Source organism: Rhizobium sp. P1_B8, assembly GCF_056406515.1.
In genome coordinates this window covers 26,155-49,300 of the sequence record NZ_JBFTZZ010000028.1, presented here as the reverse complement: position 1 = coordinate 49,300, position 23,146 = coordinate 26,155, and the positions used below count along the sequence as shown (strand labels likewise).

The 23,146-nt window shown below is 59.0% G+C and carries 21 protein-coding genes and 1 pseudogene; 15 read left to right on the top strand and 7 right to left on the bottom strand.

Annotated features, from left to right (window positions below):
• Nucleotides 1-4: 4 nt before the first annotated feature.
• Nucleotides 5-934 (bottom strand): LysR family transcriptional regulator, encoded by a 930-nt coding sequence (locus AC1D2N_RS27545; protein WP_130651985.1) that lies wholly within the window; start codon nucleotides 932-934, stop codon nucleotides 5-7.
• Between the two features lie 111 nt (nucleotides 935-1,045).
• Here AC1D2N_RS27545 and AC1D2N_RS27540 point away from each other — a divergent pair, with 111 nt between their 5' ends.
• A complete protein-coding gene (locus tag AC1D2N_RS27540; protein WP_130651986.1) occupies nucleotides 1,046-1,645 on the top strand; it encodes an NADPH-dependent F420 reductase in 600 nt (199 codons plus the stop codon).
• A 204-nt stretch (nucleotides 1,646-1,849) separates the two neighbouring features.
• Complete coding sequence (locus AC1D2N_RS27535) at nucleotides 1,850-2,770, top strand: LysR family transcriptional regulator (RefSeq protein ID WP_130651987.1); 921 nt, start codon at nucleotides 1,850-1,852, stop codon at nucleotides 2,768-2,770.
• Between the two features lie 60 nt (nucleotides 2,771-2,830).
• Here AC1D2N_RS27535 and AC1D2N_RS27530 read toward each other — a convergent pair whose 3' ends face one another.
• Nucleotides 2,831-3,784, bottom strand: coding sequence for an NmrA/HSCARG family protein (locus AC1D2N_RS27530; protein WP_130651988.1), 954 nt, complete (start codon nucleotides 3,782-3,784; stop codon nucleotides 2,831-2,833).
• A gap of 228 nt (nucleotides 3,785-4,012) precedes the next feature.
• Here AC1D2N_RS27530 and AC1D2N_RS27525 point away from each other — a divergent pair.
• The 11 genes and pseudogenes from AC1D2N_RS27525 to AC1D2N_RS27475 all read left to right on the top strand — a co-directional run.
• Nucleotides 4,013-4,141 (top strand): annotated as a pseudogene (locus tag AC1D2N_RS27525) (IS5/IS1182 family transposase); the annotation flags it as partial.
• A 201-nt stretch (nucleotides 4,142-4,342) separates the two neighbouring features.
• Nucleotides 4,343-5,683 carry a polysaccharide biosynthesis/export family protein gene (locus AC1D2N_RS27520; RefSeq protein ID WP_245484450.1) on the top strand — a complete coding sequence of 447 codons (1,341 nt, stop codon included), beginning with the start codon at nucleotides 4,343-4,345 and terminating at the stop codon, nucleotides 5,681-5,683.
• A 116-nt stretch (nucleotides 5,684-5,799) separates the two neighbouring features.
• Nucleotides 5,800-6,573: a glycosyltransferase family 2 protein gene (locus tag AC1D2N_RS27515; RefSeq protein WP_018241135.1), complete on the top strand. Its 774-nt coding sequence runs from the start codon at nucleotides 5,800-5,802 to the stop codon at nucleotides 6,571-6,573.
• Nucleotides 6,574-6,599: 26 nt separating this feature from the next.
• The gene (locus tag AC1D2N_RS27510; RefSeq protein ID WP_130651989.1) at nucleotides 6,600-7,760 is read left to right on the top strand and encodes a glycosyltransferase family 4 protein; all 1,161 of its coding nucleotides are present in this window, start codon (nucleotides 6,600-6,602) and stop codon (nucleotides 7,758-7,760) included.
• A complete protein-coding gene (locus AC1D2N_RS27505) occupies nucleotides 7,747-9,846 on the top strand; it encodes a hypothetical protein (protein WP_130651990.1) in 2,100 nt (699 codons plus the stop codon). Before AC1D2N_RS27510 ends, AC1D2N_RS27505 begins: the two co-directional genes overlap by 14 nt.
• Nucleotides 9,843-10,730, top strand: coding sequence for a DUF6492 family protein (locus tag AC1D2N_RS27500; RefSeq protein WP_130651991.1), 888 nt, complete (start codon nucleotides 9,843-9,845; stop codon nucleotides 10,728-10,730). The genes AC1D2N_RS27505 and AC1D2N_RS27500 overlap by 4 nt, the downstream gene beginning before the upstream one ends.
• Nucleotides 10,727-11,554, top strand: coding sequence for a hypothetical protein (locus AC1D2N_RS27495; protein ID WP_130651992.1), 828 nt, complete (start codon nucleotides 10,727-10,729; stop codon nucleotides 11,552-11,554). Before AC1D2N_RS27500 ends, AC1D2N_RS27495 begins: the two co-directional genes overlap by 4 nt.
• Nucleotides 11,547-12,548: a glycosyltransferase family 2 protein gene (locus AC1D2N_RS27490; RefSeq protein WP_130651993.1), complete on the top strand. Its 1,002-nt coding sequence runs from the start codon at nucleotides 11,547-11,549 to the stop codon at nucleotides 12,546-12,548. Before AC1D2N_RS27495 ends, AC1D2N_RS27490 begins: the two co-directional genes overlap by 8 nt.
• Nucleotides 12,549-12,550: 2 nt before the next feature.
• Complete coding sequence (locus tag AC1D2N_RS27485; RefSeq protein WP_130728923.1) at nucleotides 12,551-13,930, top strand: polysaccharide biosynthesis protein; 1,380 nt, start codon at nucleotides 12,551-12,553, stop codon at nucleotides 13,928-13,930.
• 15 nt (nucleotides 13,931-13,945) lie between these two features.
• The gene (locus AC1D2N_RS27480; protein ID WP_130651995.1) at nucleotides 13,946-15,127 is read left to right on the top strand and encodes a glycoside hydrolase 5 family protein; all 1,182 of its coding nucleotides are present in this window, start codon (nucleotides 13,946-13,948) and stop codon (nucleotides 15,125-15,127) included.
• Nucleotides 15,128-15,616: 489 nt separating this feature from the next.
• Nucleotides 15,617-16,120 carry a hypothetical protein gene (locus AC1D2N_RS27475; RefSeq protein ID WP_020572948.1) on the top strand — a complete coding sequence of 168 codons (504 nt, stop codon included), beginning with the start codon at nucleotides 15,617-15,619 and terminating at the stop codon, nucleotides 16,118-16,120.
• A gap of 14 nt (nucleotides 16,121-16,134) precedes the next feature.
• Here the strand turns inward: AC1D2N_RS27475 and AC1D2N_RS27470 are convergent, their stop codons facing one another.
• On the bottom strand, nucleotides 16,135-17,106 hold the full coding sequence (locus AC1D2N_RS27470) for a quinone oxidoreductase family protein (protein ID WP_130651996.1): 972 nt from the start codon (nucleotides 17,104-17,106) through the stop codon (nucleotides 16,135-16,137).
• A gap of 67 nt (nucleotides 17,107-17,173) precedes the next feature.
• On the opposite strand from AC1D2N_RS27470, the gene AC1D2N_RS27465 reads away from it, so the two are divergent.
• Together AC1D2N_RS27465 and AC1D2N_RS27460 are read left to right on the top strand one after the other, a co-directional pair.
• Complete coding sequence (locus AC1D2N_RS27465; protein WP_197728236.1) at nucleotides 17,174-18,040, top strand: LysR family transcriptional regulator; 867 nt, start codon at nucleotides 17,174-17,176, stop codon at nucleotides 18,038-18,040.
• A gap of 134 nt (nucleotides 18,041-18,174) precedes the next feature.
• Complete coding sequence (locus AC1D2N_RS27460; RefSeq protein ID WP_245484451.1) at nucleotides 18,175-18,555, top strand: GNAT family N-acetyltransferase; 381 nt, start codon at nucleotides 18,175-18,177, stop codon at nucleotides 18,553-18,555.
• A gap of 154 nt (nucleotides 18,556-18,709) precedes the next feature.
• Here AC1D2N_RS27460 and AC1D2N_RS27455 read toward each other — a convergent pair whose 3' ends face one another.
• The 4 genes from AC1D2N_RS27455 to cysD form a co-directional block, all read right to left on the bottom strand.
• The gene (locus AC1D2N_RS27455; protein WP_165403081.1) at nucleotides 18,710-19,123 is read right to left on the bottom strand and encodes a GFA family protein; all 414 of its coding nucleotides are present in this window, start codon (nucleotides 19,121-19,123) and stop codon (nucleotides 18,710-18,712) included.
• A 419-nt stretch (nucleotides 19,124-19,542) separates the two neighbouring features.
• Nucleotides 19,543-20,184 (bottom strand): peroxiredoxin-like family protein, encoded by a 642-nt coding sequence (locus AC1D2N_RS27450; RefSeq protein ID WP_018241147.1) that lies wholly within the window; start codon nucleotides 20,182-20,184, stop codon nucleotides 19,543-19,545.
• A 408-nt stretch (nucleotides 20,185-20,592) separates the two neighbouring features.
• Complete coding sequence (gene cysN / locus AC1D2N_RS27445; RefSeq protein WP_028734142.1) at nucleotides 20,593-22,089, bottom strand: sulfate adenylyltransferase subunit CysN; 1,497 nt, start codon at nucleotides 22,087-22,089, stop codon at nucleotides 20,593-20,595.
• A gap of 1 nt (nucleotide 22,090) precedes the next feature.
• A complete protein-coding gene (gene cysD, locus AC1D2N_RS27440) occupies nucleotides 22,091-23,044 on the bottom strand; it encodes a sulfate adenylyltransferase subunit CysD (protein WP_003546395.1) in 954 nt (317 codons plus the stop codon).
• Between the last annotated feature and the right edge of the window lie 102 nt (nucleotides 23,045-23,146).

The window sequence follows — 23,146 nt, the reverse complement described above, 5'->3', positions numbered from 1 at the left end:
GATATCAGCCCAGTGTTCCTGCAAATCGTTCCGGCCATCGCTCACGTTGAAAAACCTCCGTCAGGAAGTCGATGAACACCCTTGTCTTGGAGGGCAACAGGGTGCGGTTTGCATAATAGATCGAAATCGGGCCTGCGTCGGCATACCATGCCGGGATCAATCGGATCAGTTCTCCGCTCTCCAGATAGGCAAGAGCATCCGCCTTGGCGATCATCGCGACACCAAGGCCGAGAAGGGCGGCGGATCGCATGGCCGCGGGATCGTTGACGACGATCTTCTCTTTGAAGGCCGCAGGCTGCTCATCTCCAGCAAGATTGCGCATCTGCCGCTGGTGAATTCGACCGGTCCGCATCGAACGCATGACGATACCGTCGAGTTCGTGCAAGCCGGACGGATCATGAGGCGGAACCCGATCGCCCAGATATCCCGGTGATGCCACGGGGATAATATGAGCAGGGGCCAATGGCCTGGCGATGACACCAGGCGTCAACTCGAAACCCCCGCCGATCGCAGCATCATAGCCCTCGGCGATCAGATCGACCTGTCTGTTTTCGAACATCCATTCCGGCCGGATCATCGGATATCGCTGCATGAACTCCGGCAATAGCGGAAGGATGTAGCCTATGCCGAGTGTCGGGCTCATGCTGAGTTTCAGCACGCCGGATGGTTCGGACTGTTCGTTTGATGCCTCGGAGATCGCTCCCTGCAGGCTTGCCAGGTGGTCTCGGATTGAATGAAGAAAGCGCTCGCCTGCTTCCGTGAGCGTCAGACTTCGGGTGCTTCGTTGAAACAGCCTGAGCTTCAGGTTGCTTTCCAGTGCTGCGACATTCCGGCTGACCGCCGCCGGCGTCAGGCCGAGCCGCCGTGCCGCCGAGGAGAAGCTCCCAAGCTCGGCGCTGCGCACGAAGGATTCCAGGTTTGCAAGTGTCTCCATACCATCACTTTCAATGAATGCTTGAAATTGATAACAGGCAATACCGTCTAATCACAAGGGAATAACAAGGCGATATTCGCTCCATCGAAACCAAACAATGGAGTTATCGCAATGAACATCGGCATCATTGGCGCCGGCAATATCGGCTCCGCCTTCGCCCGAGCCCTTGCCCGCAACGGCATCGCCGCCACGATCTCGAACAGTCGCGGCCCCGACACATTGCAGGATCTGACCGAGGAACTGTCGCCGCACATTACGGCGGGGACGATCGAAGAGGCGGCGAAAGCCGACCTCGTCCTTGTCGCTGTCCCTTGGTCGAAGCTACACAAGGCATTGGCGGGTCTTCCCGACTGGGCGGGCCGCATCGTGATCGACGCCAACAATCCGATCGAAGGGCCGCTGTTCAAACCGGCCGAGCTGAACGGTCGTTTGTCGACTGAGGTCTTCGCCGGCCTGGTGCCGGGTGCTCGCGTTGTGAAGGCATTCAACCATCTCCAGGCGCATCTGGTTTCAACCGATCCCCGCGCCGAGGGCGGCAGCCGCGTGCTCTTCTATTCCGGCGACGATGCCCAATCGAAGGCCGAAGTGGGGGCGCTGATCTCCAAACTTGGCTTTGCCGGCATCGATCTCGGGCCGATTTCGATCGGCGGCAAGCTCGCGCAATTCCCCGGCGGGCCGTTGCCTGTCCTCAACCTAGTCAAATTCGGATGAACGACGATCGGCCGGATCAATCCGGCCGATTTTCTCGAACGACAGCGCCGCGCATTTTTTCAGCCGTGCAAAGGACGCTGTAACGCTTTGAATTGCTGCATAGTTTTATCCTTAAATCGGTTCCGATTTAAGGATAAAACTATGCAGTAGGCACAGTCCAGATTATTCCCTATATGGAATGAATGAGGATCACTGTGCTTAAAAATGGATAGTGCGGGACTGTCGCTGGACAGAATGCGCACCTTTGTCCGCGTCGCCGAACGCGGCAACCTGTCGATGGTCGCAAAAGAGCTGGGTGTCGGTCAATCCACCGTGACGCGGCACCTCAATGAACTCGAGGAGGCTGTCGGCGTACCGCTTCTCAGCCGAACCACGCGACGCGTCACCCTTACCGACGAAGGCAGCCGCTACTATACGAACTGCCTTCAGATATTACGCCTGGTCGAACAGGCTGCGGAAGAAGCGAGAGATGCCCGCGGGGCTCCTGCTGGGGCTGTTCGGCTTTCCTGTACGGCAGCACTCGGCGTGATGCACATCACCGGCCTCATCTTTGACTTTCAGGACAAGCATCCGGACATCCGGGTTGACCTCAACCTGACGGACGAGCGGATCGACTTGGTTCGCGAAGGCGTCGACGTCGCACTCCGTCTTGGGCCTCTCGCGGACAGCGCGATGAAACTTCATGCGCTCGGAGAAAGCCATCGGCTGCTGGTGGGCGCTCCGGCGTATTTGTCCTCCTACGGAAGGCCGGAACGCCCGGCCGATCTGTCACGCTACGAAACCGTCGTGATGTCCAATGTGGCGGGGAGCGATCAGCTCGTTCTGTCCTCTCCCGACGGCACAAGCCTGATGATCCCGGTCAGTGGCAAGCTGCGCGTCGATCACGGGCTCGCGGCGCGCGAAGCCTTTGCCGCCGGACGCGGCATTGGTCCTGCACATCTCTGGTTGGTCCACGATCTTCTGGACGACGGCCAGCTCGAGGTCGTGCTTGGCGACTATCGTCCTTTACCGGTTCCGGTGAGCTTGCTGATTGTTCCAGAGCGTGCAGCCATTGCCCGCGTTCGGCTTCTCGTCGACTTTCTTGTCGCCGAGGTTTCCAAATTGCCGGGAATTCGGCCATCATAAGCCCTTGTTTTCAAGCATCTCGTTATCGCAAAACTGTTACACACATTTGCGCGACATGCTTCAAAGTCCGAAAGACCGCTTATCGCCACGCCACCCCGTCGTCCTGAGATACTGCTCCCAGTTGAGTGTGTCGGGGTTCAGGCGACTGCTCCATTCGAGGTCGTGCTCCTTGCCGAAATAGCCATGGTCGACAGCATATTCGACCATCCCCAGAAGCTCTCGAACGAGAAGTTCGTTGGCGCCAAACTCCGGAAAATAGTGCAGCAGGCCATCCCTGGTGAAAGCGTTTCGATACGCGGCCTTGAGCCCGGTCACGCGCTGAAAGGTTTCGACCATCTCGCGCGGAGAAATGATATCGCCAACGATCGGCAGCGTTTTCCCGTTGTAGCGCTCGGGATTTGAGAAAATTTCAAGCACGACCGGCCCTGTCGCCGTCAGCGGATCGACAAAAGGCGCTCGGAAATCTTCAGGAAGATAAATCGGCAAGAGGAGCGTATCGCCCTCCATGCGTGGCACATAATATTCGAGAAGATTCGTGTAGAAGAATGCCAGCATGACGAAGGAATGAGAGACCGGCAGGCCGCGAATATGGTCTGCAACGCGCGCTTTGTCGGTAAAATGCGGCGCATATTTCGTCCCGTTGGTGATCTTGTCGACATTCTCAAGCGTGCTGAAAACAATATGCCCGACGCCGGCCTCAACGGCGGCATCCGCCAGTTGTCGGCCGAGAGGGGCCTCGATTGTCTCAGGCGGGGCGATCGGCGGCGTCATCAGAAATGCGCCATCCGCGCCTTTGAAGGCGGCGACGAGGTCCTTTTGACGGCCAAGTTCGAGAGGGACGGCTACGATTTCAGCGCCGCGTTCCTCCAGGCGCAAAGCTTCAGGCGAATCCTTTTTCCGGGTTAAAGCTCGCACCCGGAAACGTTGGCTCTGAAGGAGGGTCGCGGCGACGCTGCGCCCCTGTTTGCTCGTTGCACCGACAATCGCGATCAGTGGCTTTTCATGTGCAGACATAGGGCTTTAAACCTTTCCCTGTCATTGACGCCGCTACGGTGGCAGGCGTCGTTTTGCGGGAGAGCGGTCGGCCTGTGCCGAGAGCCCACTCGATGGCGGGCACCCTATCGCAACAGGTTCTATGGCTGTAGATATCTGAAATGCATAACGTAATGCCATTTTCTGGATAAATGGCGTCCCGGCTGGGCCTGGATACAAATCGGTTCGCCATCCATCGCGACGGCGCAAGTGTCGTTCTTGAAACCACTTCTCAAATGCCGGCGTTGGCTCAGACATCTCTTCGCCGATGGCGGCTCTGATGGACTAATGCTGAGAGCTGCATGGCAAAGACGCAAGTTCACCCTGCAGATCGTCAAATAAACCGATAGGGCCAAAGGTTTCGAAGTGCTGCCCAGTCGCCGCAAGATATTACTTTTATTGAATTCTTTTCAACGCAGACTCTTGGCCTGTCCGGCAGATGTATTAATCATTGTTAAGTACTATTGAATATGGTTATTATTATGTTAACCTTAAAGAGATCGGACAGTGTTCAGCGCTTTCAAAGCGGAAATTCGAAACATGAAGCTTTCGAAGATAATATCGCCAGAGATGCCTCAATATAGGTCGAGAATCGGTTCTCGCCTGCATCAAACAATACTGTGCATGGTGTTTGCAGCAATTGTTCCATTGACGTCGGCAGCGGAAGATTTACCTGCGTCCACAGGTTCGGCCCCGGTTGTGACCTCTGGCGAGACTTCGGCCCGGCAGCCTCAATCGCTGCGTGATGGTCTTCGCTCAGGCGATAAATTGAATCTCGCATTTTACGAAAGCTTGGCCTCTGTAGAAGATCGCTGGACGGGCTCACGGGGCACTGTTCCCTGGAACTTTTACCAGCGCCCCGAGCTCACTGGCGAATACGTCGTTGAAGCGGACGGAACCATTTCGCTTCCGCTTTTGGGACGCTTCCCGGTTCGAGGGCTTCCTCCGGCGGATGTTGAGGCGATAATTCTTCCTTCGTACGAAAGTCTGGTCGGCAGAAAGGGGTTCGTCAACATCGTCAGGATTGAGCACCAGCCGATTTACATTACCGGCCCGGTTCGTAATCCAGGCTCGTTTCAATATGTTGATGGCATGACTGTTCTGCATGCCGTTGCGCAAGCGGGTGGCATGACGGCGAAGACTATCGAGCCATGGCAGAGTGTGGAGATTACACGCCAGATCGAGCGGTTGAAGGCTGGGCTGGCCGATCTGAAGCGGCTTGCGTCGCGAACCGAGGTGCTGAGGGCGAAGCGCGATTCCGTGCAAATTGCCAGCATTGGCACACCTGTTCTTGGTCCCGATCCCGATGCTCAACAGTTGTTGGATGATGAGACATGGCAGCGCCAATTGGTAACGACGAGCAAGGATGCGCAGAGCAGTGCTTACGCAAAATCTGTTACCGATGCTCAGGCCGATCTCGATCTGCGTCAGGCCCGCGTCGGCAATTATGATGCCACAATTCGGGTCCGTCAGGATCGGCTGGCAAGTATCGAGAATTTGGCCAAAAACAAGCTTGTCACCAGCATCGAGTTGACCCGGGCGCAAAGCGAACTGACTGAGTCTGAAGATCGAAAGCAGCAGGCCGTCATCGATGTCGAGAGCGCAAAGCAACGGTTGGCGGCAGCGAAACAGGACGTCGAGCGCGATCGTATCGAACGCAAGATCGAGATCGAAAAGTCAGCAGCGGATGCCGAAAGAGGCCTATCCACGGCGTTGAAGACGACCGAGAGCGATCTTGAAATTTTCCGGTCCATGGTATCGTCGGAGGATACCGCCGATGTTGAATTCGAAATCGTTCGGCCTGGACCGAACGGTGTCATCGTCGAACCTGCGACCGAAGAAACGGTCTTACAGCCTGGCGATCTGATCAAAGTCCATTGAGACTTAGCCGCATACTCCTCCCGACTGGGAGAGTTTAGTCCTCCTCTCGGCCCAAGAGCTCAGGGGCATCGTTGATTTGCGATTTGTCACGCGGTCCAAAACGCCATGGAGAGCTTATGTCTACAATCGAAGCTTTAGAATCCTCGCATTCCTCAATGCCGGTCCAGGGTCCGATGTTCAATTTGCCAAGGACCTCGCTCGTCATTCCAACCTTGAACGAAGCGGAAAACATTAAGCTGCTTTTGCCCCGCATACCGACCTGGGTGCATGAAATCATCATCGTCGATGGGCGATCGACAGACGGAACGCCTGACATAGCGCGAAGCATGCGCGACGATGTCAAGATCGTGCTCCAGCCCAAGAAGGGCAAAGGCATCGCATTGCGGACCGGCTTCGAAGCCGCATCGGGTGATATGATCGTGATGCTTGATGCTGACGGGTCGATGGATCCCTACGAAATCATCTTGTTCGTCGCGGCTCTTGTTGCAGGTGCGGATTTCGTCAAGGGTTCTCGTTTTATGCAGGGTGGCGGCACCAGCGACATGACGGTCATCCGCCGTTTCGGCAATCTCGGCCTGACCCTCCTGGTCCGGATGCTCTATGGCAGCTCTTTCAGCGATTTGTGCTACGGCTACATGGGCTTTTGGAAACGGCATGTTCCCTTGCTGCGTGCCGATTGCGACGGCTTCGAAATTGAGACGCTGATCAATTTGCGGGCCCTGAAGAACAAGCTCAAAATCATGGAAGTCGCGAGCTTTGAATCGGAGCGTATCTACGGCGTCAGCAATCTGCGTGCCCTTCCGGACGGCTGGCGCGTGCTGAAGACGATCTTCCGAGAACGCGTCAGCACGCCGACGGGCGTCCAAGTCCTCGAGCAGGGCATGTCCTGAGGTCTGGATTTAATGGGCGAGGCCGCATGATGCGCATATTGATGCTCAGCGCGAGATACCTGCCTTTTGCCGGAGGAACGGAAACCCATGTAAGCGAGGTCGCAACCCGGCTCGTGCACAAGGGGCATGCGGTGACGGTCTTGACGGGCAATCCCGACGGCCTTCTTCCGGCAGCGGAAAGCCGAGACGGCGTGCAGATTGTCAGGCTGAAGACCTTTCCCCGTGGGCGGGATTGGTGCTTCGCCCCCGGCGTCTTCAGTGCGGTCGCCGACGGTGATTGGGACCTGATGCATGTTCAGGGCTACCACACCTTCCTGGCACCGCTGGCAATGGCCGCCGCATCGCGGAACGGGCTTCCTTTCGTGGTTACCTTTCACAGCGGTGGCCATTCGTCACGATTTCGGTCCTCGATCCGGCGTTTCCAACATAGAATGCTTGCGCCTCTGGCCGCCAGAGCAGCGCAACTCATTGGCGTGTCGCGGTTCGAAGCGGATCTGTTCAGCCATAATATGGCAATCGCGAGAGACCGGTTCATCGTTATCCCCAATGGCGCGCGCCTGCCGGAAAAGTCCGGGCGGCGAACGGCTTCACCTCACGACAGGCCGCTGATTGTCTCGCTCGGCAGGCTGGAGCGCTACAAAGGTCATCATCGGGCGCTTGCTGCATTTAATGTGCTGGCAACGAAATTCCCCGATATGCGCCTTCGGATCCTGGGAGAGGGCCCCTATGAGGCGAAGCTGCGTCAGCAGGTGTCCGAGCTCGGGCTCGGCAACCGTGTCGAGATCGGGGCAATTCCGCCGACCGACCGGTCCGCAATGGCCGATCTTTTGTCTTCGGCCGCTCTTGTCGTGCTCCTCAGCGATTATGAAGCTCATCCCGTGGCGGTTATGGAGGCGCTTTCGGTCAAGGCTCCCGTACTGACCACCGACACATCCGGCTTTCGGGAGCTGGCTGAGGAGGGCCTCGTGCGATCCATTCCGCTCAACGCTTCGCCAGACTTCACCGCGCGTGAAATGCTCGCCGCCATGGAGGCGGGGCCGATCTCGGTTGAGACGAGCTTGCCGGACTGGGACGATTGCACGGACCGGCTGCTGAAGGTGTACAGACGCGTACTTTCGCATCCGCAGCCTGAACTGCGAACCGGTCCGGCACTGCTTGGAGATTTGAAGCACGATGACCGTTGTTGAGGGGCGGACGTCTCCAGACCAGCAGAAGGCCTACCAGGACGGAGCTTATCGTCATGGCTATACGGTAGGGATTTCCATTCCACGCGTCGATCTTTGGATCGCCGCATTTCTGGGCCTGCGCAGGCAGGACAGCGCGGTCGGGGGTGTTGCCGATCCTTCGTCGCTGGGGATGTCGCCGGCCTTTGCCTTCCTGTGCAGTTGCGCCCTTATTGTGGCCGCTCTTGCTGCAAATGCCAGTCGGCTGGGAGAGGGCTGGGCGGTTCCCACGTTCTATACCGCCATCGCCGCGATCTTTCTCCCCGCTGCGGCGCGAATCATCCATCCGGGGGCCAGCCGCCTGGAGCGGTTGGCGCTCATCGTGATCGTGACCTCAGCCCTCTTCGTGGTACGCCTGATCCGCGCGCCCGTCGCCTTCATAGACCATGACGAATTCCTGCACTGGGCGACGGTTAACGACATTCTGGAGGCGGGGCGACTGTTCCTGCCCAATCCCCTTTTGCCGGTCAGCCCCCTCTATCCCGGGCTAGAGCTCGTAACGTCCGCCTTGGTTAACCTGTCCGGACTGTCCGTCTTCGCGGCAGGCCTCATCGTGTTGGCGGCAGCACGGATGATGCTGATGCTCACGCTATTCCTGCTCTTTGAGAAGATCACGAATTCTGCACGGATCGCCTCCATCGCCTGCCTGATCTACATGGGTTCGTCCACGTTTTTGCTGTTCGACGTCCACTACTCGTATGAAAGCCTGGCGATCCCCATGCTTGCGGCGGTGCTGTTGGCTTCCGAAAGCCGACGCCTGGAGCGAGGCGACACGGCAGGCTGGCCGACGGTCGTCGCCACCATGGTCCTGATCGTGGCGCTCGCAGCTACTCATCATCTCACCTCCTATTTTTGCACGGCCCTTTTGTGCGGCACGGCGGTGATGGAATGCCTGAGGCAGGGCGCTTCCGCTATGCAGAGGCGGCAGGCGATCCTGCTGGCCTCGATCGCCGTGATTGCTCCGGTCGCCTGGTCGAAGATCGTCGGGAACCCCACCGGCAGCTACATCCTTCCCGTACTGGCAGGCGGCATACACGAGGTAGCGCAACTCGTATCGAGTTCGACCTCGACGCGTAAGCTTTTCGTGTCGGACACGGGAGCCCTGGCGCCTGCTTGGCAACGTTACCTGACGATGGCGGGCGTCGCGCTGATCTGCCTGGGACTTCTCACCGGCTTTCTCCGCTCGCTCGTTTTCAATGGGCAGCACCCGAATGCGAGCATCCTCTGGCCGCCGACCAGATGGCGCCTATGGCGGTCAAGCCTTCTCGAGATCCTCGTTTTGGTGACGCTGGCCTATCCCGTCAGTATCATCTTCCGGCTGACGCGCAGTGGGTGGGAGATCGGCAACCGCATCGGCTCGCTATCTTTCCTCGGCGTCGCAATCGTCGTCGCGGTGGCCGTCGCGGCATTCTGGCACGGCACCTCGCGTGGCTGGCTGCGCGCAACGTCGCTTGCCGCCGCCGCAACGACGGTGCTGATCGCTGGCGTCATCAGCTCCGAGGGGCCACGTATCCTGGTTCCGGCCGGCTATGAAGTTTCGGCCGACTCCTCGTCGATAGAACCGATGGGGATCAGCGCCGCAAAGTGGACCAGGGAATGGCTGGGCGGCGAGCAGCATTTCGCAACCGACCGGATCAATCGCCTGCTCCTGTCCACCTACGGCCGGCAAAAGGTCTCGACCACGCTTGAGAGCGGGCAGGATACAGGCATGGCCATCACCGCTGCCGATCTCGGCCCGATGGAACGCAAGCTGCTGATCGACTCGGGCGTCGGTTTCGTCATGGTCGATCTGCGCATGACCACCGGCCTGCCCGGCGTCGGCGTCTATTTCGACGGCGGCGCGCAGGACCGAAACCACACGGTCCCCCTCCAGGCGTCGTCGCTGCTCAAGTTCAATTCCGAGCCCGATGTCGACCGCACCTTCGACAACGGCTTCATGGTCATTTTCGATGTCGAGCGGCTCGGGAAAACACGGCAGCCCGCCGCCCCTCCTAGGCGGACCGGAGAGCCGGTGCAATCCCTGGGACGACCAGACGGAGATTTACAATGATCGATAGCCGTATCGACGCTTTCATGTGCGTCCATTCGCGGGACATCGAATATTTGCTCGAAGCGTCCCTTCGCTCCTACCAGCAGCATTTCCCCGACAAGGGAAACCTAACCATGGTCACGGACAACCCGGTCGCTTTGAGAGCCTTCCTCGACGGGAAGGGTCTCGTGCCTGGCGCCGCCGTCACCGGCGACAACGACTGGCTTTCAGCCAGCGAACTGGAACTTCCCGGCTGGTTTCGGCAGCAGATCATCAAGCTGCGCGCCTTCGAATTCTGCCGCACCGAGCATTTCTGCAATCTCGGTGCGGATACACTGCTGCTGCGGCCCATCGCGACGACCGATCTGATCGACCGGCGCGAACCGGTTCTCTATTATTCCAGCCACAGGCTTCCCGATCTTCACTACCGTTTCGAGAAGAAGCGGTTGCGCAATGTCGCAAGGATCCTCGGCGTCGAGCCGGCCCGGTCTTTCCGCTATGTCGATTTCATCAACGATTTCTTCTGCTTCAAGCGTGAATGGCTCATCGCGCTGAATGACTACATCGCGTCGAAATACGGCTCAACACCCTACGTCGAGCTGCTCAAGGGTCTGAGTGCGTCAAAAGACCAGACGCGGTTCGGAGAATGGACACTCTATTCCGTCTTTCTGCTCGATGTGATGCACCTGTCGCCGACGATGCGCGATGCGCGCGGGGCCTATCTGACGCAGATCCATAGCCGCCTCGGCCTCACGCTGAGCCGGCTGGACAGCAAGATCGTTCATCTCGTCCAGAAATCCTTCGACCCGAACGTGATCCGTCAGAAGCTCGTGAAGGTGAACCCGGGCGCCGCTCAGATCATCGGCGCGACGGCATGGGCGAATGCAGGAGCTCGTCCCCGATGATGGCCCGCCGTGTCTTTCTGGGAATCATTCCGCTGTGGGTTCTTGCCGCTGCGTTGGCCGTAACGTGGCTGCCCGAAACCTTTTCGACCTGGGAGAAGCTGGTCCGTCTGGCGCTCTGCGCGCCGCTGATACTGTATTTCCCGGGCCGCATGCTGGTGGACACCCTGCGCATCGAGGGCGATGGGGTCACCAGGGGGACGTTCGCGGTGTTCCTGAGCTTCGCGACCTGCATTTTTCTGGGGCTTCTGCTGCATGTCGTCGGGCATCTCGATGCGCGAGGCTGGGTCTACGCGCTGGGCCTGACGACTATCGCCGTTCGGTGGCTGAATGTCGTTTTGCAGCTCTCAAGGCCGGTTCCAGCCATTCCCTGGGCTTGGCCCGGCCGCCGTTTTGCGATCTTCGCAGCTTCCATGATCTTGGCGGCGAGTTCCGTCCTCGTGGCGCGCCCGGTCGCGCTTGAACGCAAGCCGTTTCATTTCACCGAGCTTTGGATGGTGCCCAAATGGAACTGGACGAACAATGTGGTAACGGTCGGCGTGCGCAATTCGGAAGACGCCAAAACGCTTTACAGTTTTGACCTTGTTCTGGGCGGCACGTTGATTGGAAAGATGCCAACCTTCGAACTGGCGCCTTCCTCCAGCCAAACCTTCGAATTCTCCGTACCCACAAAAACGCGCCCACCCGCACGGCTGGAAGCCTGGCTCTACAAGGGCGGCGACAGGGGAACGATCTACCGCAAGGTCTGGATGACCATCGACACGCTCCAGTCCCCGGCACCGACCGGAATAACCCTTCAGTTCGCTCCGGAGACGAAAAATGGATAATTTCCAGCACCCCGTGCTCGGCAAGCTCACGACGGCAATCGTCATCTGCTGTTATTCCGACAAGCGTTGGGACATTCTCAACAAAGCAATCGCGGCGGCAGCGCGCCAGGTTCCGGCCGCGGACGAGATCGTCGTCATCGTCGATCACAATCCGGCACTGGCGCTGCGTCTACGGGTCAAGCGCTTCGAAACCCCGGTCAGGATCGTCGAGAATATTCATCCGCCCGGCCTCTCCGGTGCCCGCAACACCGGGATTTCAGTCAGCCGCGGTGAGGTCATCCTGTTTCTCGACGACGACGCCGTGTCGGATCAAGATTTGCTGGCGACCTTGGTGCGGCAACTCGAGGATCCCTCGGTGCTGGGCGCCGTGTCGGCTATCCGCCCGTTGTGGGAAACAGACCGTCCGTCCTGGTTTCCCGACGAATTCCTGTGGACTCTCGGCTGCACCTATCGCGGTCTTCATCCAGGGCCGGTGCGCAACCTCATCGGCGCGTCGATGTGCATCCGCCGCTCCGTCTTCGATCATACCGGCGGCTTCGATTCCGTCCTGGGCCGAACGGCCAAGGCTTTGCCGCTCGGATGCGAGGAAACCGAACTCTGCATCCGTGCAACCAAAGCCCTGCCACATGGCCGTTTCGTCTTCGAGCCATCGAGCGGCAGCGATCACGCCATACCCGCCGATCGCGCGACGTGGAAATATTTCCTCCACCGCTGCTGGGCCGAAGGGCTTTCAAAGGCCTGCCTATCGTTGATGGCGGGCTCCGGCGAGGCGCTGGCGTCGGAAAAGACCTATATGACGAGGACGTTGCCCCAAGGGGTTATGCGGGGATTCGCTGATGTGCTGCTTGGCCAGCCGAGCGGCCTTCTTCGGGCCGCCGCGTTGGGCGCCGGCCTGGCGGTCACCGCGGCGGCCTTCGCTCTCGGCAGGATCCGCGCTGCGCTTACGCGACCGTTCACCTCCGTTCCTGCTCGCGCGCTCGAACCGGTGGAATAGGCATGATGACCGTCAGCGCCGCCATGACCAAGGTCCGCAGCCTCCTGATGAATCAGGCGGTCTTGCTCCTCAATGCAGGCATGTTGGGGCTTGGAACGTTGATGACGGCCATTCTCGGCTTCGTCTACTGGTGGTTCGCGGCGCGTTCCTTCTCGGCCGAGGCTGTTGGGCTCGCCGCCGCCGCCATATCGTTGATGAACCTCCTCGCGAATCTCGGGGAAGTCGGTCTCGGACCCTTCCTGATGGGCGAGATAGGCCGCCAGAAAAGAGCAGGTCCTTTTTTGACGGGCGCCCTCCTGGCCTCGTTCAGCGCCTCCATCGTGGTGGGGCTGATCTATCTTGCTATCGCTGCCTTCACATCGACGCAGCTTGGCTCGATCGTCGGCTCCTCCGCGACCGATCTCTTCTTCGTTGCTGCTTGCGCTCTGACGGCCGTGACCCTCGTGCTCGACCAGGCCCTGGTCGGCCTTCTGCGCAGCGGCCTTCAACTGGCCCGAAATGTCGTCTTCGCCGCCAGCAAGCTTCTTCTACTGATCGCTCTCGGCCTGACACTTGGCCGCGCAAGCAGCGAATTGGCGATCTTCACCACCTGGTTTACCGGGCAGCTTGTCTCGCTGGTCGTCGTGGCCGGGCTTCTTGTTTATGCCGGTGGGCGCGTTTTCCACCGGCCAGACATCCACGCCTTTCGCCCGGCGCTCGGACAGGTTTTAGGCCATCATGCGCTCAGCATGGCTGTTCAGGCGCCGGCGCTGCTGCTGCCCTTCGTCGTCACGGTGATGCTGTCCGCTGAGATCAACGCCGCCTTCTATGCCGCCTGGACGGTGCTGAACGTCGCGCTTCTAGTCCCTGCGTCACTCGCCTCGGTGTTGTTTGCCATCGCTGTGCGGGAGCCGGAGCTGTTTCCCGCGCGCCTGCGCCTGTCGCTCGGCTTGTCGATGCTGGTTTGCGCGGCGACCGCCTTGGCGTTCCTGTTTCTGTCGCGCTTCATGCTCTGGATATTCAATCCGGCCTATGCGGTGATTGCAGGAAATAGTCTCCAGTTTCTTGGCTTTGCCGCTTTCGGTATGGCGTCCAAGTATCATTATCTCGCGGTTCAACGTGTCCGGCGGCGCCTGGGTTTTGCCACGCTCGTTCTGATCGGCGGTGCGGTGCTGGAGATCGTGGCCGCTGCCGCCGGTGCGCAATTCGGGATCGCAGGCACAGCCAACTTCTGGGTCATTGCTGTTTCGCTAGAAGGCCTCCTTCTGTGCCCGGCATTGTATTGGGCTGCATGGCGCACTGCGACGCCGTCCACTACCGCGCCATCAGCGGCTGCCGGTGTCTCGACATATGGCAATTCCCTCGACCAGACCGACCAAATCGGAATTGCGTCACGGGCTTGAAAGGGAGTTCTTCGCATGAGGCCTATTCAACGCTTCCGGAATTTCGCTGTCGGCGCTGCGGCTCTGGCGCTTTTTTGGTCTGCTCAGGTCGGATCTACGGCCGCGCAGTCATCTGGGCAGCAATCTTTCGTCACGACGAAAGGGGAGGGCTTCCTGCTGGACGGCAAGCCATTTCGCGTGGCCGGCGTCAACAACCATTATCTGACATTTGGCTCACCAGGCGAAGTCACCCGCGTGTTGGACGATGCCACGGCAATGGGTGCCAATGTGGTGCGCACCTTCCTCCAACCGGTAATAGGGTCGCTGGACGGCCGGGTGCCGACGATCTGGAACTCAAAAAGCACGTCCGATTCCAGCAATCTGGGTACCAAGGGCATCTATATGATGAGTTGGGATCCGACAACCAAACGGATGGTTCCCAACGATGGACCTGACGGCCTGCAAAAGGTCGATTACCTCATCGCGGAAGCGGCGAAGCGCAGACTTAAGCTGATTCTCGCATTCGTCGATTTCTGGGCCTATACGGGCGGTGCCCAACAGATGAACGCCTGGTACGGGAGTTCGGACAAATACACCTTTTTTGCCGCTGATCCGCGAACCCGACGCGATTACAAGGAATGGATTCGGCATGTTTTGTCGCGCGTCAACACGATTACTGGTGTCCGCTATTCCGATGACCCCACCATATTTGCCTGGGACCTGGCCAACGAACCTGACATTCATCCCATACCGCTCCTTCACGACTGGGTGTCGGAAATGTCAGCCTATGTCAAAACCCTGGCACCGAAACAGCTCGTAACGACGGGCCATGGGAACATGGATCAGAAGCTGTCGGATATGAACATTCCGAGCGTCGATTTCGGCACATGGCATGGCTACCCATCCTACGTCAAAATCAGCCATTCCGATTTCGATGCTCGCATTCGCGAATACTGCGAGATCGGACGAAATATCGGGAAACCGGTGATCCTGGAGGAATTTGGAGTTCCGCGATCCGATCCCGATCAGGCAAATGCCTATCAAACTTGGCTGAACACGATCGCCACGTCGGATTGCGGAGGCTGGGTGGTTTGGCGGCTTGTCAGCACACAGGACTCAGGCCTCTATCCCCAGGACGACTACGACAAATTCGACATTCATAACGATGGAGGCCCTGCTTGGCAGGCTCTGCGCGCCGCCGCCCTCAAGTTTCAATAATCAGGGCTCGCTCGAAGGCGGAAACCGATTTCAAGAAGACAATATGCGTGACACGAAGATCGGAAGCGCTCCTGCGGACCGGAACGGTTGCGCGTTCTTTACCCTGGAGCAGGATGATTTAGGCCGGTCGGCACGAAATCTGAATCCGGTTTTTATGCAGCATGATGTCTTCCGAATACTGCGGGCACTTTTCGGCATCATGCTCCGGAGGCTTTCCACCCTCCACAATCGTCGCATACCGATAGACGAGTGATAGCGATCTCGACACGCCAGAGTATTGACTTAAAGCTTTCATATTTTGTTGCGATCTAAACTGGCTTTCCAGCTTCGCCAAATATTCGCGGTCTATCCAGGATATCGGGGACAAGCCGGAGATTTTCGAAGGTCAGCATTCGTTAATATGAATAATGCGGACGGCTCGCACGCAGAAGCGGTATCGTATAATGAAACCTCATCGGGCTACCCCGATTCGAAATAGGGATTGCGGCAGTGAACTCTTCACGCTTTCTTCAATCAATCGTCGAAGCCGAATCCCATGATACACGCTTGAATTTCGCCCGCGCCGCGATTTTCCAGCTTTATAGTGCTTGCCTGCCAACCGGTTCTGCGCCGGCTCAGTTTTCAGTCAAACTCTCTTTATCTGAAGAAGACGCGGTCACGCTTGTCGTGCGGCCGTTCGTCAATAAGGTCGAAGCCCTCGGCGGGCTTGTGAAATCCCTGTTTTCGACAAACGCGGAGACCGTACTGAGAGCCCTGCCGTGCAGGGTGGAGGATAAGGTCGGATCCGGCATTGGATTGATACTTTTCGTCGACGATGAGCCGATGATTACCATCGGATCTCTTGCAGATGATAGCGGACTGTTTCTTCGCCAAATCGAGCCTGCATCCAGGAATACGTCCGGGGTTGCCACAATCGGTACCGTGGTAGGCCAACGACTTGCCAGTGTGGTTCCTATTCCGACAGGATCTCTCCATCTGCGCAAACCGAAATAACGGACGCTGACCGATCAAGGTATCAGCAGGATACTGCCGGCCGAGCGTCCGGATTCCATCTCTTCGTGCGCCTTGGCAACATCGGCCAAACGATATTCGGCACCGATCTGCGAAACGATCCCCGCTTCCATCGCCCCGACTGCAGCGAGAGCAGCCTCGCGATATTGTCCGACGTCAGCGCACCAGGCCATGATGCTCGGATGGCAGAGCGCCTTGCCCGGTCGAAGTTCCTCGACAGGCACCGGTGGAATAGCACCGGCGGCCTGACCGATGGTGACAGCCATGCCGAATGGGCGGACAGAACGAATGCTTTTGAGAAGCGTGTCGCCGCCTATCCCGTCATAGGCGACGTCGACGCCAAGCCCGTTCGTGAGCCGCTTCACGTCCGCAACGATATCGGCGCCTCGTCCAACAATAAGGTGATCGGCGCCATAAGATGCGGCGAGGGCTGCCTTTTCGGAAGAGCCGACCGTCCCGATCACGGTGGCATCGAGCGACCTGGCCCAACGCACGAGGATGCTGCCAAGCCCACCGGCGGCCGCATGGATCAGAACCTGAGTGCCTGCACGCACATTATAGGTCTTTTTCAACAGCATGTAGGCGGTCATGCCTTTGAGCAGCGAACTCGCTGCCGTCTTTGCTGAAACGGCATCCGGAAGCTTGATCGCCCTTTCAGCGGCAATATTCCTCGTGGAGCGATAGGCTCCAACCGGAGGCCCGGCATAGGCAACGCGGTCACCCTTTTGGAACAGGGAGACACCAGGACCGACATCGTCGACGATGCCCGCCGCCTCCGCACCGATCACCGCGGGGTAGGAGGGCATGGGGTAGATGCCCTTTCGATGATAGACATCGAGAAAGTTGGTTCCGATCGCCTGATGACGGATTTTTATCTCGCCATCACCGGGAGGCTCACAATGGTGATGCTCAACGCGGAACTGGGTGATGTCACCAGGGGCGTTCAGCCATATGATTTGGTCGGTCATCTCGTGCTCCTTCATGGGCACAAATTAAGCGATGGCATGATGTGTGAAAATTCCCTATTGCTTCACAATGATTGGGAGAGAATTCACAAAGATCGACTGGGACGACCTTCGGCATTTCCTGGCACTCGCGCAGTCCGGAACATTGCTTGGTGCCGCAAAGCAGCTCGGCGTCGAACACGCCACGATCAGTCGGCGGGTCTCGTCGCTTGAAGCCAGCCTGGGGCGTAAACTCATAGACCGCCGCGGACGGCGCATCATGTTAACCGCGGACGGAGAGCAGGTTGCCAGGCACGCAGCTCTTGTCGCGGCGCAAACTGCGGCAATCGAGCAGCTTGGTCGCAGCAGCGCCACGGAATTGCGTGGCCATGTGAGGATCAGCGCGCCTCCCGCTCTCTCAAGCGTGCTCCTGGCAAAGCCGATCGCGGCCGTCAGGCGAGACCATCCGGGTGTTCAGATCACGCTTGTCGGAGAAAAGCGCCTCGCGTCCCTGAACAGACGAGAGGCGGATATTGCGGTGCGAATGTCGCGTCCCGAGGACGGCGATTACGCCATCGTCAAGCTCGGCGAGACAAGCTTCCATCTCTACGCATCCAAGACCTATCTCGAAACGGTTCCACCGCCGGACTGGACCTTCATCGGTTACGACGAAACCATGAACGCCTCGCCGCAACAGTTGCGGTTGATCGAATTGGCCGCCGGCCGGCCGATCGCTGTGAGGTCATCCGTTCTGGAGTTTCAGGCCGCAACCGCAAGCCTTGGCGCAGGTGTCGTCATGCTCCCCGATTTCGCTGTCCCGGAGTCCAGCGGTCTCCAGCGCATTGAGAACGAATATGCTTTGACAAGAGAGGTCTGGCTGGTTGTCCATTCGGACATCAAGGACATCCCCTCCGTTCGCGTCGTCGTCGAGGCGCTGAAGAATGCTCTGGGGAAGTAGTCCGTTCAGTTGGCTAGGGCCGCAAAGCGGCAGAGGCAGTCATTGAACTGATCGCCACAAAGAGGCATTCTGCAAGCCTTCACAAGCTATCGAGAGATCGTTGCATGCTCCGAAAAGCGGTTGCGAGTGACCTCATGGCGCTCAAAGTTGTCCGTTCTTCAGTCGTCGAAAACGTATTGGCTGACCCCTCTAAGGTCACCGATCACGATTATGAATGGTATGTAAGAAATCCGGGAGTGGCCATTTGGGAAGAGAACGGCAATGTGGTCGGCTTTTCCGCGGCTGACCCACGCAACGGAAACATTTGGGCGCTCTTTATCGCTCCCGGATTTGAAGGAAAAGGGATTGGCTCGATTCTGCTGGCCGAAGCCTGCGCCTGCCTCAAATCTGCGGGCATCGAACGCGCGTGGCTCACCACCGATCCAAACACCCGAGCCGAGAGATTTTATCGAGCGGCTGGTTGGGAGCATGTCGGCGAAAAGGAGAATGAGCTTCTTTTCGAACGATCACTCTGAGTTTTGCGCGACTATCTGCCGAGAGGGCTCGGTCCGGAGGCAACGGTGTTGTCAGCGATCAATGGTCTGCGCGAAAGGGTTATCTAGCAGGCAGCGAAAGAGCTTCCGCTGCCGATGATCCAAAGTCCGCTTCAGGCCGAAAGCCCGTGTCGATTCATTCCAATTGGCTGATTGGATGGCTCTGAAAGTGCTCTACCGCTTCGTCAAGCTTAACCCACTTATGTTTCGATTGTTCGAAGACTGATATGGCAGGAGGGGCGAAGGCCGGGTCGGCAAGGGAACCTACCGCCACCCCGATCCAGAACGGCGCAGCATCGGCCTTCCAATAGACGGTCGAGCCGCACGTTGGGCAAAAATGCATGCGGACCTTGCGACCGCTCTCGGCAGTGCGAATGAATTCTGTAGACGTTCCAGATATTTCGACGCAGCCGATCGAATAGAAAGCATTTGCGCTGAACGGCGCACCGGTTCTGCGCTGGCAGGCCAAACAGTGGCAGAGAGCTGTCAATTGTGGCGGCTCGCTGAGCATCAGTCTCAGAGCGCCGCAGGCGCATTGGGCATCGGCCATGGAAACTCCTCCCGCTTGCACGGTGAAATTACGTTGAATGGGGGGTGAAGCGCAGGCCCGAACCGCAAATGGTGAGGGTGGGCGATGCGAATGGGCTGAGAGCTGATATAATTCCAGGCTCACAGAAGCTCAAATGTAGATCGCGGAAATGCCGAAGTCTAGAGGAACGCCATCTGACCGCTTCGGGCCGGAGCGGATGTGGAGCCCTGATCGCAAAGTCTCAGGTTCTGACCAGTCCTGTAGCCAGCGGGTTCGGTGAGCCCGCATTTCGGTGAGGGGCCAGTCTTGCTGGCCCCCCTATCCTTTATCCCTTGTCAGATATCGCTTGCATTGCTCGACCAGAGGTCTGCCGCTTCGGCGGCCGTCGTGCACCGCACCGGCAGGCCGAATGCGGCTGGTGTCGTCGAGTTTTTTCGTTGTTAATGTACGACTTGGGAAGCTACCGACATCAATTCCTCGGAATTCGGTGCCTTGAATGTCTGGAGCCCAGCCTCCAGAACTTCAGTGAAGCTCCAGCGTACGATGCCCTCCCGGTCGATTAGGAACTGACCGACAAGCTGCCCGTGGTCGGCAGTCATCATCTGCTGATCGGCTTCCGTAATCTGATATCCTTCCTTCTCGTTGATGAACTCGTCCATTGCCATCACGCCCATCGGCTCGGGCAACTCGCCCGGAAGATCGATCCGTATCGCCATGACCGTGTCGATCCCGACCTCGCGTAAGCCGAAGGCTTGGTGCGAAGCCCGTACCGGGTCGGAAGCAGCAAGAAGATCGGGTATCGGATGGTAACGGAAATAGAGCCGCGCGCGTTCGACCGGGGTGTTGACCACCGCCAGAGATTGGACGCCTTTCTCACGCAGCATCGGGTTGAGATATGCCATGGCCGCGACATGGCGCCGGCAGAACGGACAATGCAGGCCTCGAAACAAACCGATCAACAATGGGCTGCGGCCGCGAAAATCATCAAGAGCGATCTTCCCCTCGCGCGAGATCGCATCAAACACAACGTTCGGGACCCGGTCGCCCGGTTGTAGCGGATGGTCGACAAAGTGCGTGGACATGGACAACCTCCTCGCTCGGGGATCAGTCGAGAAAAGGCGCCACGTGCTTCGAGGTCGAGATTGAGCGTTGCAAGGCCTGACCTCTCGTCTTACCGCACCGCCAGGATCCGATCTAAGAATGGCCCCACATTGGCCTGCGGGCAAGCGTTAAACAGCGAATCGTGAATTGAAAAAGTCCGTTTTCTGCAAACTCTGATTTTTTTAGCGGCCGTAGAGGCGGACACAGAAAATTGAGCGGGGGGACCTGCCGATTTTGCGTTCAAGCAGCGTGGGGCCGCGTAGTGGAGAGCCCCTATCGCAAAGTCTCAGGTTCTGATCGGTTCTTTGCCGCTCGACAGGGAATCCGCCGGCCCTGCAGCCAGCGGATTCGGTCTCGGTGAGGGGCCAGACTTGCTGGCCCCTTATCCCTTAGATATCGCTTGCAGCGCTCGACCAGAGGTCGGCCGCTTCGGCTGCCGTCATGCGCCGCACCTCGGCCTCGTGGCTGCGGCTGGCGAAGAGTTCGCTTGCCATGATCTGCTCGGCAAGATCGGCCGGAAGCGAGAGGATGACGCGGGCTTCGCCATTGTGCAGGCCGCCGAGTTCCGTGCGTTTGCCGGTGACCATGCCGCCGGCAACAGTGTTGTTGGTCTCCGGATCGATCAGGATGAAGGAGCCGGAAAGCCGGTTCTGCTCATAGGGGTCGAAGATCGCCGCTTCGTCGAAGACGAGCCGGACTTTGCCGATCGCGTTCATGTAGAGCCGCTGGGCGGCGTTCCAGGTGCCGGTCTTCAGCTCCAGCTGGCTGAGTGGCTGCACCTGCACGCGCTGGCGGCGGCTGCCGCTCTTCAGCCAGTAGCGCTTGCCGGGCTCGATACCCTCAGGCTGCAGCGCCACGATCTGCGCGTCGAAGGCAAGGCCGACCTGCGGCTGGGCGTCGATCGAGACGATCATGTCGCCGCGCGCCACGTCGACCTGGCGGTCGAGCACCAGCGTGATCGCGTCGCCGGCAACGGCGGCATTGCGGACGAGATCGAAGGTGACGATCTTGGAGACGTTGGCGACCATGCCGGACGGCAGGATCATGACGCTGTCGCCCGGCTTGACCGAGCCGCCGGCAACCGTGCCCTGATAGCCGCGGAAGCTTTCGCCGGGACGCGAGACGCGCTGGACGGACAGGCGGAAGCCGACCGTCTGCGACGAGCGCACGGTGGCAAGCTCCAGTGTCTCCACCAGCGTCGGGCCGCTGTACCAGGGCATGGCGGCCTGGCCGGAATAGACGACGTTTTCGCCCTTCAGCGCCGACATCGGAATGGCGGTGATCTGCTTGACTCCGAGCGACAGGGCAAATTCCCGGAAGTCATGGCTGATCTTGTCGAAGCCGGCGCGGTCGTAGCCCGTCAGGTCGATCTTGTTGACGGCGAGCACGAACTGCTTGATCCCGAGCAACGAGGCGATCGTCGCGTGACGGCGCGTCTGCTCGAGAATGCCGAAGCGCGCATCGACCAGCAGGATAGCGAGATCGGCGGTCGAGGCGCCGGTTGCCATGTTGCGGGTATATTGCTCGTGGCCGGGCGTGTCGGCGACGATGAAGGAGCGCTTGTCGGTCGAGAAATAGCGATAGGCGACATCGATGGTGATGCCCTGTTCGCGCTCGGCCTGCAGGCCGTCGAGCAGCAATGCGAAGTCGGGCAGGCCGAGATCGTTCTGCTTGCCGGTGGAATCGCGCTGCAGGGTGGCGGCCTGGTCTTCCTTAACGGCCTTGGTGTCCCAGAGCAGGCGGCCGATCAAGGTCGACTTGCCGTCATCGACGCTGCCGCAGGTAATCAGGCGCAGCGGGCGCGAGTCGCGCAGAGCTTTCTGCTGCTCGGCGGCGGGCAGGCTGACGACGGTGGCGGCCGAGACGGCGGTTTGGGCTGCGGTCATCTCAGAAATATCCTTCACGCTTCTTCTTTTCCATGGAGCCGGACTGGTCGCGATCGATGGCGCGGCCCTGGCGTTCGGACACCGTTGCAATTTCGAGTTCGGCAATCACCTCTTCGAGGGTGGTGGCCTGTGAGCGGATGGCGCCGGTCAGCGGGAAGTCGCCGAGGGTTCGGAAACGGATCATGCCTTCCTGGCGGACTTCACCGGGCAACAGTTCCAGGCGCGGATCCTCGGCGAGGATCATCATGCCGTCGCGCTCCACGAAGGGCCGTTTCTTTGCGTAGTAAAGCGGCACCAGCGGAATGTCCTCGGCCTGGATGTAGCGCCAGATGTCGACCTCAGTCCAGTTCGACAGCGGGAAGGCGCGCACGCTCTCGCCCTTGCGGATCATGCCGTTGTAGATGTTCCAGAGTTCGGGCCGCTGGTTGCGCGGATCCCAGCGATGGTCCGGCGTGCGGAAGGAATAGATGCGCTCCTTGGCGCGGCTGGCTTCCTCGTCGCGCCGCGCGCCGCCGAAAGCGGCATCGAACTGGCCGGCATCGAGCGCTTGACGCAGGCCTTCGGTCTTCATGATGTCGGTGAAAGCAGCCGATCCATGCGTAAACGGCGTGATGTTTTCGGCCTTGCCGCGCGGATTGATGTGCTCGATCAGATCGAGATCATACTTCTTCGCGGTCTCGTCGCGGAAGGCGATCATCTCGGAAAACTTCCAGCCGGTATTCACATGCAGCAGCGGGAAGGGCACGCGGCCGGGATAGAAGGCCTTGCGCGCCAGATGCAGCAACACCGAGGAGTCCTTGCCGATCGAATAGAGCATGACGGGACGCTCGAATTCGGCCGCAACCTCGCGGAAGATGTGAATGGATTCGTTTTCCAGCGCTTTCAGATGCGGGTCGAGCGGCGCCTTGGCGCTCTGCGGATTGCTGAGTTCCGTATCCGGACGGCTGTCGGGCATGTTTTACTCCAGGCTATCGGTCGTTTACGGCTCGCCGCAAAACAATTCCTTGATGTTGGCTCTCCCCGGGAATGTTGGCTTTCCCAGGGAATGTTGACTTTC